The following is a 12227-nucleotide window of genomic DNA, read 5'->3' on the forward strand; positions in this document are numbered from 1 at the left end:
CCGCCCAGGGCTTCGTGCCGCACTACGTAATATCCTGTAGAGCCCCCCGCGCTTGCAGCAGCCACATGAACCCGATAGCAAGATGATATATCATATCTCGATTCGTGTCTGGGGGAATGGTGTTGCTTGCGAGATCGTTACGCGTGGGATTGCTGATCGGCATGCCGCTTTGCGCGCAGCCTGCATTTGCCAATGAGGAGGAAGAGGAACGCCGCCGCTCTGATATCGTCGTGACGGGCATAGCTGCGGACGACAGCTATGCGCCGCAGCAAGCGGCGGTCGCCGGCAAAAGCCCCGCGTCATTGATCGAAATCCCGCAATCGGTGAGCGTAGTCACGCGCGAGCAGATAGAGGACCGGAACCTGTTCACGATCGGCGAGGCGGTGCAGACGGTCGCCGGCGTGACCGTCATGCCGTTCGACGGCACCAATCCCGACTATCGCGCGCGCGGCTTCGTGCTAGACTATGCCTATGACGGCGTGCCATCGACCTTCTCCTCCGGCGTGCCGGAATTCGACCTGGTAATCTATGAGCGCCTCGAGGTGCAGCGCGGACCCACAGGGCTGTTCCGCGGGTCGGGATCGCCCGGCGGCACCATCAACCTGATCCGCAAGCGTGGCCAGGACAAGGTCGCGATCTCGGGAGCGCTGTCCGCCGGATCATGGAACAATTATCGCGGCGAGTTCGACATCGGCGGCCCGGTGGATGCGGCAGGCCGCCTGCGCGTACGCGCGGTCGGCGCGCTCCATGATCGCGACTTCTTCCAGGAAAAGTCGCATACGCGCAAGATCACCACCTATGCGGCCATCGACTATGACCTGACCCCAACGACCACGCTCGGGGGCTCATTGAGCTATCAGGATACCAGGGCGAACACGCCGATGAGCGGTCAGCCGGCGTTCGGCCTGCTGGCCAACGGGACGCGGGACCCGAAGACCGACCAGTTCCTGAACTTTCCACGCAGCTTCCAGCATCTGCCCAACTGGAACCTGTTTACGGAGACCACGGTCGAATATGCCGGCGAGGTGAAGCAGCGTCTCGGCGACTGGTCGCTGGTCGTGCGCGCGCTCCATCGCGACATCCCGCGCGCGTGGGAGGACGCGTTCATTCGGCCGGGCACCGGTGTCGAACCGGTGACGCTGACAGCGGAATATGTGAATCGGCGCAGCAGCGGAGAGAATGGCAAGACGGCGGTGGACGCCTATGCGACCGGCCCTTTCACGCTGTTCGGGCGCGAGCATGAACTGGCGATCGGCTATAGCTGGGACAAGCGGACGACCTCCTTCCTCGCCCGCACCCAGACATCCGTGGGAAGATATTCCATCTTCAATCCCGACGCGATTCCGGTCGCGCCGCTGGTTTACACCTCCGGCAGCGAGACTGATCTGCAGCAGAGCGGCTTTCATGCGCAGTTGCGCTTGCATCCTTTCAAGGGCTTCACCATCGTCGCAGGCGGCCGCATCAGCGACTATACCAACAAGACGCGCGGCATCCCGCCGTCCGTGCGGACCGATTTCATCGTCGGCGCGCGCGAGCGGGGCCAGTTCACGCCGAGCCTGGGCGCGGTCCTCTATCTGACCGACAATGTCACGCTCTACGGCAGCTACTCCGATATCTTCAACCCGCAGACCTCGCTACGGGCGGATGGCACGGTGCTCGACCCGCGCGTCGGCCAACAATATGAGGCGGGCCTTAAGGGGCGCTTCCTCGACGGTCATTTGAACGCCAGCGCCGCGGCCTTCCGAAGCAAGGACAAGAACCGCGCGCTGGCCGACACAGCCAATCCCGGCTTCTTCGTCCAGGCGGGCGTGGTGAAAATCCAGGGCTTCGAGTTCGAGGTGACGGGCAGGCCGTTTCAGGGTCTGGACCTCGTCGCGAGCTACACCAACGTCAAAACCGAATATGAGGTGGGTACCGCCGCCCAGACGGGCGCGGTCTTCGATATATACACGCCGCGCCACCAGTATAAGTTCTACGCCCGCTATGAGCCGTCGGCCTTGGGCGGGGCGTTCGTGGCGGCCAGCCTCAACGGTCAGAGTGGCGTCCTCGGCGGAGGCGTCGCAGGGGTGCGCGAGCAGAGTGCCTTCGCGGTGGCGGGTGCGCAACTCGGTTGGCGCTTCAACGAAAAGCTTCGAGCCTTCGTGTCGGTCAACAATGTGTTCGACAAAATCTATTATCAGCGCGTCGGCTCGATCAACACCTATAATTTCTATGGCGAACCGCGCAACGTCCTGCTGACGCTGCGAGCCAGCTACTGAATGACTGGCGCGTTACTCGCCGTTGCTCAGGTTCGGAGCCTTCAACGAGCATTGAAAAGGCGTTCTCGATGTTGCTTTTATGAAACCACGCCTTCGGCCCCGTGGGGAAGCAAGATAGATCAGATGTTCGCCGGCATCAGGATACTGAGCGAAGCGAATCCCGCCTTAAATCGTCCGCCGCTGATGCTCCCGCAAATGCCTGTCCGAAGCCGGACCGGCGCGCCCATATGCTCCACGAAATCGGAATAGCTCTATCGGTTGATGGTAACTCCGATCTTGTCGGGATACGGTGCGCGCGTCTGCTGGTCTGTAGGGCTAGATTTGCGGCAGCAGGGCATACCAAGCTTCACTATCGTGCTGCCCACGCGATCTTTGGACGGAAGGTCTTTCTCTCCCATTCATCCACGATGGAAAAGCACGACAAGCGTGGTGCTTTACCGTTTCCGTCTAAATCCGGGCTCGACGCGGCCACGCTGGAGCCGAGCCGTTGCAAACCCAGTTAACTGCGTGTCGCGATTGTGAATCGGCTTCAATTTTCCTATCGGTAAGGTGCCGTGCTCGCGGTCTGGATTGCGTTGAGCGGTGACCAAATCGCTAACGCTGGGCAGGGAAACGCGCCAGATGAAGGATGAGCCGCGCAATATGGACCTAAAGGCAAGTCTTGCGGAAAGCGAAGTGCGCGAAGCCAGTAGCCGCCGCGAGGCGTTTGAAGCGAGCGCGTGGCTGGCAGCGATCGTCGATAACAGCGACGATGCTATTCTTTCCAAGACGCTCGATGGCGTCATCATGAGTTGGAATGCCGGCGCGGAAAAGCTGTTCGGCTTTCCCGCCATCGAAGCGGTCGGACGCCCGATCACGATCATCATTCCCGAGGAACGACGGCACGAGGAAGAGACAATCATCCGTAAATTGCGTGCTGGCGAGCGGATCGATCATTTCGAAACGGTCCGTCGCCGCAAGGATGGAAGCCTAGTCGATATCGCGCTGACAGTTTCACCGGTCAAGGATGCGAGTGGTAGGATTCTTGGCGCCTCAAAGATCGCGCGGGATATCACGCCCGCCAAACGCGCCGCCGAGCGTCAGGCATTGCTGCTCAGGGAAATGAACCATCGCGTCAAGAACCTCTTTGCGTTGACCAGCGCCCTCGTGTCGCTCAGCGCGCGTGAAGCGAAGGATGTCGAGGCTCTGCAAGAAGACCTGACCGCGCGCATAGGCGCGCTGGCTCGCGCCCATGCGCTCACTTTGCCGGACGTTTCGGGAGAGACAATTGACCAGGAGACGTCGCTCGCCGCGCTGTTGCGAGCGATCCTCGCCGCGCATGACGGTCGAGGGACGGCGCGTTTCACAATCGCAGGTGACGATGCTCTCATTGGCGCCAATGCGTTGCCGACTATTGCGTTGGTCCTCCACGAGTTGGCCACCAATGCGACCAAATATGGCGGTCTGGCCGGGCCCGACGGCCGATTGTCGATTTCTATCGCGGCCAATGAAACCATGATGGTGATGGACTGGCTCGAAAGCGGCGCACCCCGACATGTCGGACACACGTTATCCGAAGGGTTCGGCAGCCGGTTGGAGAAAGCCAGCCTCGCGAGTCTGAATGCCACGATCAATCGGACTTGGCTTGATCGAGGCCTGGATATCAGATTGAGCGTCCCTCTAGAGAAACTTGCTCGCTGAGCGAGCGTACATGTGGCCGGACACGTCAACCGCGAGGGAGGGATTGTGGTGACCTCAACCGCTGAGCGAAAATGTGCCGAGTTGCTCGCGCTCGAAACAGGCTTGCCCTCATAGCCGGTCGCCATGGCGGGGCGGGCGATTGAATCTTGCACTATCATTTCGCGAATAGTGCAGATGCGGGCAAGCGCCACTGGAGCTCGGCCATAGGTCGCTTCATACGGACCTATCGGCTGCATTGCTTTCAATGAGTCTTGTTGCCCTCGCCCGCAGGGCTATGAACATCTGATGAAACAACAATGTGATCCCGCAGGCATGACGGAAAAGCCGGTTCGTGTTCGCACTATCGCCGAACTTGCCAAAATCGCCGGCGTGACATCCGGGACGGTATCGCGCGCGCTATCGGGTAGCCCCCTCGTGAAGGAACGCACCCGCGAACACATTCTGGCGCTCGCACGCGAGTATGATTTTCGTCCGAACCAAATGGCCAGCCGTCTGCGGATGCAGCGGACCGGTGTCATTGGAGTAGTTGTTCCGCTCGGCCACGAAAAGCGTCAGCATCTGTCCGACCCGTTCTTCATGGCGATGCTCGGCGCGCTTGCGGACGCGCTGACGGAGAATGGCCACGACATCATGCTGTCGCGGGTCATACCCGATACGCATGACTGGCTGGAGCGGATCGTCGATTCCGGGATGCTTGATGGTGTCCTGTTGATCGGCCAATCGGACCAGATGGATGCAATTGAGCGGGTTGCGCAGCGTTACCGACCGCTCGTCGCGTGGGGCGCGGTCTTGCCTGGAATGAGCCATTGCGCGGTAGGAACCGATAATCTTGCAGGTGGCAAACTTGCAGCCGGCCATCTCATCGAAAGGGGCGCGAAGCGGCTTGCCTTTCTGGGCGAGATTCGCGCGCCCGAGATTCGCGCGCGCTATGACGGTGCATGCGCCGCAGCCGCCGCCTACGGCCTGGCCGCTCCGATTCAACTCAAGGCGCACCTGGCCTCCGATATCATGGGGCGCGAGGTCGCACGGCGGATCGGTGAGATGGCGCAGGACATCGACGGGATCGTTGCCGCCACCGATCTGCTGGCGATGAATGCCATCCGGGTACTGGCTGACCGTGCCATCGATGTCCCAGCTCGCGTACGCGTCATCGGCTACGACGATCTTCCGCTCGCGGAACAGACGGTTCCGCGCCTGTCGACCATTCGCCAGGACATCGTGCGCGGCGCGCGCGCGATGGTTGATGCTCTGTTTCGGCGCATAGCCGATGAAGACACGCCATCGCTGGAGCTTCCCCCAAAGCTGGTCGTCAGGGATTCAAGCTGACATCGAAGCCTCCGGAACTATCGTTGCCCGGCTTCCAGCAAGGTGCAGACGGAAGATCGGGGCGACCGTACCCCCGAACTGTTTGCGTAGCAGGTGAGGGTGTTCGCTTAAATTTCGACCTTGCATGCCCCATTGGTCAACGAAACTTATGACATCAAGCTCAGCGGTAACCCACCAGCAATAGGCCTGGGCCGGCTCCTCCGGCGGATTCGCGGCGACCAGACTCGTATCATTAAGCGGCGTCCAAGGTCCCGCGATCCTATTGGCGACCATGCCATATAGGCCGGTCTGGCCTCTTATGCCGGGCGCGAACCTGGCGGCGGACGTCGACCAGAAAAGATAATAGAGGCCGTTGCGCGCGATCATGTGCGCTCGCTCCAGTTCCTTGGAGACGCCAATGGCTTCCACCAATGGCGGGAGGAGCATCCACCGATCTCCCTGACGCTGTGCGATGCCGATCACGCCGTCATAAATGTCTGTTGTCCACGCAGCAGAACCCGAGAACAGAATATATTCACACCCGTCAGCAGGATCGCGGAAATAGCCGGGATCGCGGAAGCCGAGAATCATTCCATTCGTAGGCTGATCTTCGCGGGCTGCGGCGTAGACTGTTCCATCGGCCGCGAACAATTCATTAGGCGTGGTCCATTCCTCGATCTTGACAAAGCCCGTCGCTCTCCTGAGCCGCCCTTCTGTTGCGAACAGACGCTGCTCGAACCGAGGACCGCCCTCACGCCGCCCCGACGCGGTGAAATAGAGCGTTACGGTTTCGTCGTCTGAAGCAAGCGTGGCCGATCCGGACCATTCGCGCGATCCCGGTGTGAACGCATCGGGCAGGGCGTCACCATGATCCCGCCAACCTTCATCGCCGTGGCTGAGCAGGCGGATGCGGGCGACATCATGGCGCTGATTTGGGTCCGGATAACGCGGCGCCGCAAGAAAGAACCAGTAGCTGCGCCCGTCAAGGACCGCGGTGGCGCCATCTTCTCGCTGGAGCTGCCACATATCCCAGAGATCGCGATCCGAGACGAGCGGGACAATATCCGCTGCCCCAATCAGCCCAGGGCGGCTCTGCCCCTGTTCGAGGCCACGCGAAATGTCTTCCGCTGCCCAATGGGCCGGCTCGCCAATGCCGCTCAACATCTCCATCAGGCGCGCTCCGCACGCTTGGTATCGTGCACGGTGCTCGCGACGCACAGGGTTGCGATGGCGGCAAGCAGCATGAGCACCCCGCACATTGTCAGCACATTGCGCGGATCGCCTTGCAAGAGTGGCTGATAGATTATCGGGAGAAGCAGGGTTTCGATGAGCATGGGAATGACGATGAACATATTGAAGATACCCATATAGATGCCGTTGCGTTCGGGTGGGATCGCGTCAGCGAGCATGATGTAGGGACTGCCCATCAAGCTGGCCCATCCAAGGCCGATCCCCAGCATCGCCACCATCAGGCCGCTCTGGCTATCGATGTGGGCTATGCTGGCCATCGCTGCTCCGGACGCGATGAGACAGACCGCATGGACCAACCGCGCACCAACTTTGCGAGTGAACGGCACCAGGAAGAACGCGGCGATGAAGGCGATCAAATTATAGGTTGCGCCAATCTCCCCCGAGATCAGCGCTGCCGCGTGAAACCCGCTCGAGTGGGCATCGGATGTGCCATACAGCGAACGCGCCAGCGCGGATGCGATGAACTGCCAATAACCGAACATGGCAAACCATTGAAACAGCATGGCGGGCGCCAGTTGTCGCATCGGCCGTGGCATTTCGCGAACTGCAGCGGTCAGGTCGGCCAGTGTCTGGCGTGGTGAGGGGCGATGCGCCCGTATCCGGGCGAGTTCCGTGGCCGTGAGCGGCAGTTCCGGGACGCTGAAAACCGACCAGAGGATGCCGGCGAGCGATATGACGGCGCCGGCCAGGAACGCAATCCGCGTGATCACCGGAATATGATTCGCGTCCACCATGTCGGGGCTCATGCCCGCCCAGACCAGGAATGATGGCGAGGCATAAGCCAAGGTCTGGGCAAGGCCGGTGAAGGCACTCTGCGTCAGATAACCAAGCGGGCGCTGATCGTCTGAAAGTCGGTCGCCGACATAGGCACGATAAGGTTCCATCGTGACGTTATTGGCTGCATCCAATATCCATAGGAGCGAGGCGGCGATCCACAGCGCGCCGCTGTAGGGCATGGCGAACAGGCATAAGCTGCAAAGCAAGGCGCCTGCCAGAAAGTATGGCGTCCGGCGTCCAAGCCGGCTTGTGGTGCGATCGCTCAGCGCTCCGACAAGCGGTTGGACGAGAAGGCCGGTCGCGGGGCCGGCCAGCCATAGCAAAGGTAAGGTTGCCTCGTCCGCCCCCAGATAGCGATAGATCGGCGCCATGTTCGCTTGCTGAAGCCCGAAGCTGAATTGAAGGCCGAAGAAGCCGACATTCATCTGAAGGATGCGCCAAAAACTCAGTGTTGGCCTATTGGTCTGATGCATAGCGCTTCCTCTCGTTGATGGAGTGCTATCATCACGATCAGATGATTTCAATCGATTGAAATTCGCGTTTGCAATCGATTGAATCGCTGCTATGCCCAGCCTAGTTCGTACGCCAGATACGTGTTGAGGAAGGAGAGGTGATGAAAATCGCGCATCTATTGGGCATGGTTTCACTGAGTGCGATAACCATCGCTACCCCAGCGCTTGCACAGCAGGCTGATATCGCCCCACAAAGTGAGACCGAGATCGCAAAAGGCGACGCGCTGGGACTGGGCGATATCGTCGTAACGGCGACCCGGCGCGGTCAGACTCGCCTCGATACCAGCGTCTCTGTCAGCAGCCTCAATGCAGATGCCGCGCTCGCAAATGCCCCGCGATCCACGGCAGAGCTCTTGCGCAGCATTCCCGGTCTTCGGTCGGAAAGTTCGGGTGGCGAAGGCAATGCCAATATCGCTGTTCGCGGATTACCCATTTCATCGGGCGGCGCAAAATTCCTGCAATTGTGGGAGGATGGCCTTCCCGTGCTCGAATATGGCGATATTGCTTTCGGTAACGCCGATATCTTCCTGCGTGCAGACTACAATGTCGATACCATCGAAAGTATTAGGGGCGGTTCTGCGTCGACGCTGGCGAGTAATTCGCCAGGAGGCGTCATCAACTTCATCAGCAAAACTGGCAAGACTACGGGCGGAGCTCTCGCGTTCACCAAGGGGCTGGACTTCGGTACCAATCGGTTTGACGGAGACTATGGATATAACTTCGGCGGCGGCTGGAGCGCGCATGTCGGGGGCCTTTATCGCTGGGGTGAAGGTGCCCGTCGCACCGGGTACACCGCCGAGAAGGGCGGTCAGGTGCGGGCCAACATCACCAAAAGCTTCGAAGGCGGCTATATTCGCGCGAACTTCAAATATCTCGACGACCGCGCGATCTCCTACCTTCCGATGCCTCTGCAAGTTTCGGGCACGGGCCGGGATCCCGATTATGGCTCCATTTCCGGCTTCGATATAAAAAGGGACACGGTCCATAGCTCCTACACCAGGAACATTGCGTCGCTCACGACGGGGAACCGCCGATCAGATGACGACCTTGCTGATGGAATGCACCCCAGCCTTAAGCAATTTGGAGTGGAAGGCAGTTATGAATTCGCATCCGGATGGGTGATCGAAAATCGCTTCAAGATCGCCGACGTCCAAGGCGCGTTTCGCTCGCTGTTTCCGTCAAGCGTGACAGGCGCACAGGCGGCCGCCAATCAGGTCGGCGACTATCTGACTACGGGCAGTCTTGCTCCTACCGGAACGGTATACGCACTTCGCTACGCGACCGGCCCCAATGCGGGGCAGGTGGTGGATCCGTCGACGCTCGGCGGCAATGGCCTTGCGATGTTGACGAATACCTTCAACACGAATCTCGACACGCTCGACAACTGGATGAACAATCTCAAGCTGTCAAAGACGTTCGATGTCGGGGCCGGATCGGTCAGTGCGACGGCCGGTTACTATCACAGCTATCAGGAGGTCGGCACAACCTGGACCTGGGCGAGTTATTTGCAGGACGTGCGAGGAGATGGCCAATCCGCGTTTCTGGACGTCTATGATGCTGCAGGTGTCAAGCTAACGCAGGGAGGCCAATGGGCGTACGGCGTGCCCACATTCGGCAATTGCTGCACGCGCACCTCCTACACGGAAACGCGAACCGACGCCTTTTTCGGATCGCTTGTCGTTGACTTTAAGCCACTCAACATCGATTTGAGCGTGCGTCATGACGACGGAAGAACCAAGGGCTATTATATCGGCGGTACGGTGACGCAAAATCTAGATGTCGATGGCGACGGCATCATTTCGCCGATCGAACGGCGGGTGAACGCTTTCGATCCCACTACGCGCCGGATTGTTGACTATGATTTTGGCTACTGGTCCTATTCGGCCGGTCTGAACTACCTGGTCACGCCCGATATCGCATTGTTCGCGCGCTATAGCAAAGGCGCGCGCGCCAACAATGATCGCCTGTTGATTGACCGCATCCGCCCGGACGGAAGCGCTCGTCGCGGCGATATCGTCAATCCGGTCAAGCAAGCGGAAGCGGGCGTGAAGTACCGGGGAGGCGGCTTCGGCCTATTCCTCACCGCCTTCTACGCGCGGACCAGCGAATTACTCGCGGACGACCGGGCAGGACAGTTTGTCACCAATCGCGTCTATGAATCAAAGGGCGTAGAATTGGAGGGGAGTTACCGAACCGGGGGGTTCTCGATCAATGCGACGGGGACGATTACGGACGCTGAGATCAAGCGGGACGAACAGGCGCCCGAACTCGACGGCAATCGTCCGCAACGGCAGGCGACCTTCATTTATTCGGTATCGCCCCGATACACCTATGACCGGTTTACGGTTGGTGCCAATGTGGTCGGCACCACGAGGAGCTACTCGACGAACACCAACGGTCTGGTGATGCCCGGATATACGGTCGTCAACGGGTTCGTGGAGGCTCGTATATTGCCTATGGTCACTCTCTCGGTGAACGCGAACAACATCTTCAACGCCTTCGGTCTCACAGAAGAGGAGGAGGGGGCTCTAGCCGGAACTGGCGCGAATTTTGTTCGAGCTCGGGCCATTAACGGCCGTACTGTCAGCGCGACAATCCGGGCGAATTTCTGATGAAGCATGCAGCGACAAGGCTGCCCCTCAGCCGAAGGGCGATGCTCGGTGGTACCGGTATGCTGCTCGGTGCGCTCCAGGCGCCCGGTGCCATGGCGATGTTTCGCAGCGATGCGGTGGCCCAGATCAACGGCTATCGCCGGCAATGGTGGAAAGAGGCGGTATTCTACCAGATTTATCCGCGCTCCTTCCAGGATTCGGACGGAGATGGCGTCGGCGATCTCAACGGGATTACGCGGCGGCTCGATCATCTGCAAAGCCTTGGCATCGACGTCATTTGGCTCAGTCCCCACTTCCAGTCGCCCAATGCCGACAATGGCTATGATATCAGCGACTATCGGGCGGTGATGCCGCAGTTCGGGACGATGGACGACTTCGATCGCATGCTGGCGGAGATCAAGCGGCGAGGCATGCGCCTGATTCTCGATCTCGTGGTAAACCACAGCAGCGATGAACATCGCTGGTTCCAGGAGAGCCGCAAAAGCAGGGACAATAAGTACCGGGACTATTATATCTGGAAGCCGGGCAAAAATGGTGGGCCGCCCAACAATATGCGCTCGTTCTTCGGAGGCTCCGCCTGGCAGCAGGACGGGCCGGACGGCGATTGGTATCTGCATCTGTTCGCGCGCAAGCAGCCGGACCTCAATTGGGATAACCCCAAGGTTCGCGCTGAGGTCTACGATCTCATGCGCTTCTGGCTGGACAAGGGCGTTGACGGTTTCCGTATGGACGTTATCCCGTTCATTTCCAAGCGACCCGGCCTACCCGATTTGACCCCAGCTGAACTGCGGGCGCCCGATGAACTCTATGCGTCTGGTCCTCATCTCCATGCCTATCTTCAGGAGATGCACCGTGAGGTGATGGCGAAGTACGACATGGTAACCGTCGGCGAGGCTGCCGGGACGCCGGCCGAAAAGGCGCCGCTCCTGACGGACGAACGGCGAAACGAGCTCAATCTCATCTTCCAGTTCGACATTTCGCGCATCGGCCGCGACAATTGGCGACAAAACCCGTGGACCCTGGTCGAATGGAAGGCGCTATGGGCTCGCGCCGGGGACAATGCCGACCGGCATTTGTGGAATACCGTGTTTCTGTCGAACCATGACAATCCACGCATCGTCAATTCCTTCGGAGATGCCGGTCCAGAACACCGCGTGAACTCCGCCAAGCTGCTTGCGATGCTTCTGCTTACCCAGAAGGGGACGCCTTTCCTCTATCAGGGCGACGAGATCGGAATGACCAACTACCCCTTTACCGCGATCGATCAATTCGATGATGTGGAGGTCAAGGGCAACTACAGGTCGCAGGTCTTGACCGGCGTCGTTCCCGAGGTGGAATATCTGTCGAACCTCAAGCGCACCGCCCGGGATAATGCGCGCACCCCGATGCAATGGGATGCCGGACCACAAGCCGGGTTCAGCACGGCAGCGCAGACCTGGCTCCCGGTCAACCCCAATCACGTTGCGATAAATGTGGAGGCGCAGGAGAAGGACTCGCAATCGATACTTCACTTCTATCGCAAGATGATCAGGTTGCGGGCGGACGCGCTGGATCTGATCTATGGAGACTATCTCGACTATGATCCCAGCCATCCATCGATCTTCTGCTATCGCAGAGGATCGGCCGAACGTGGCTATCTGACCCTGCTCAACTTCGCCGAGAATATGGTCGACTACTCGCTTCCTCCATTGCGAGAGCTGGAACTGCTGGTTTCCAACCGGGATATGAATGGCGGCAGCAGGATAGGTCCCTGGGAGGCGCGCCTCTATCGCTATGGCGGGGCTGGCTGATCGAAAGCCATAGCGGCGAAGTCTGGTGAACCGACGCATCGC

General features: G+C 59.7%; 7 protein-coding genes. 5 read left to right on the plus strand and 2 right to left on the minus strand.

Annotation, left to right across the window (positions count from 1 at the left end; translation table 11 throughout):
- Nucleotides 1-143: 143 nt before the first annotated feature.
- From DI605_RS14640 to DI605_RS14650, 3 genes are all read left to right on the plus strand, one after another.
- Nucleotides 144-2258 carry a TonB-dependent siderophore receptor gene (locus DI605_RS14640; protein WP_293975361.1) on the plus strand — a complete coding sequence of 705 codons (2115 nt, stop codon included), beginning with the start codon at nucleotides 144-146 and terminating at the stop codon, nucleotides 2256-2258.
- Nucleotides 2259-2879: 621 nt separating this feature from the next.
- Nucleotides 2880-3938, plus strand: coding sequence for a PAS domain S-box protein (locus tag DI605_RS14645; RefSeq protein WP_293975363.1), 1059 nt, complete (start codon nucleotides 2880-2882; stop codon nucleotides 3936-3938).
- 285 nt (nucleotides 3939-4223) lie between these two features.
- Complete coding sequence (locus tag DI605_RS14650) at nucleotides 4224-5264, plus strand: LacI family DNA-binding transcriptional regulator (protein WP_293975365.1); 1041 nt, start codon at nucleotides 4224-4226, stop codon at nucleotides 5262-5264.
- On the opposite strand, the gene DI605_RS14655 is transcribed toward DI605_RS14650, so the two are convergent.
- Nucleotides 5256-6413: a glycoside hydrolase family 68 protein gene (locus DI605_RS14655; protein ID WP_293975367.1), complete on the minus strand. Its 1158-nt coding sequence runs from the start codon at nucleotides 6411-6413 to the stop codon at nucleotides 5256-5258. The two genes, DI605_RS14650 and DI605_RS14655, sit on opposite strands and share 9 nt — an antisense overlap.
- Nucleotides 6413-7744: an MFS transporter gene (locus DI605_RS14660; protein WP_293975370.1), complete on the minus strand. Its 1332-nt coding sequence runs from the start codon at nucleotides 7742-7744 to the stop codon at nucleotides 6413-6415. Before DI605_RS14660 ends, DI605_RS14655 begins: the two co-directional genes overlap by 1 nt.
- 140 nt (nucleotides 7745-7884) lie before the next feature.
- Here DI605_RS14660 and DI605_RS14665 point away from each other — a divergent pair, with 140 nt between their 5' ends.
- Nucleotides 7885-10395, plus strand: coding sequence for a TonB-dependent siderophore receptor (locus DI605_RS14665; protein ID WP_293975373.1), 2511 nt, complete (start codon nucleotides 7885-7887; stop codon nucleotides 10393-10395).
- On the plus strand, nucleotides 10395-12185 hold the full coding sequence (locus DI605_RS14670; RefSeq protein ID WP_293975375.1) for an alpha-glucosidase: 1791 nt from the start codon (nucleotides 10395-10397) through the stop codon (nucleotides 12183-12185). The genes DI605_RS14665 and DI605_RS14670 overlap by 1 nt, the downstream gene beginning before the upstream one ends.
- The last annotated feature ends 42 nt before the right edge of the window (nucleotides 12186-12227 follow it).

Origin of the sequence: Sphingomonas sp., assembly GCF_003248515.1 — a bacterium.
GTDB lineage: Bacteria > Pseudomonadota > Alphaproteobacteria > Sphingomonadales > Sphingomonadaceae > Sphingomonas_I.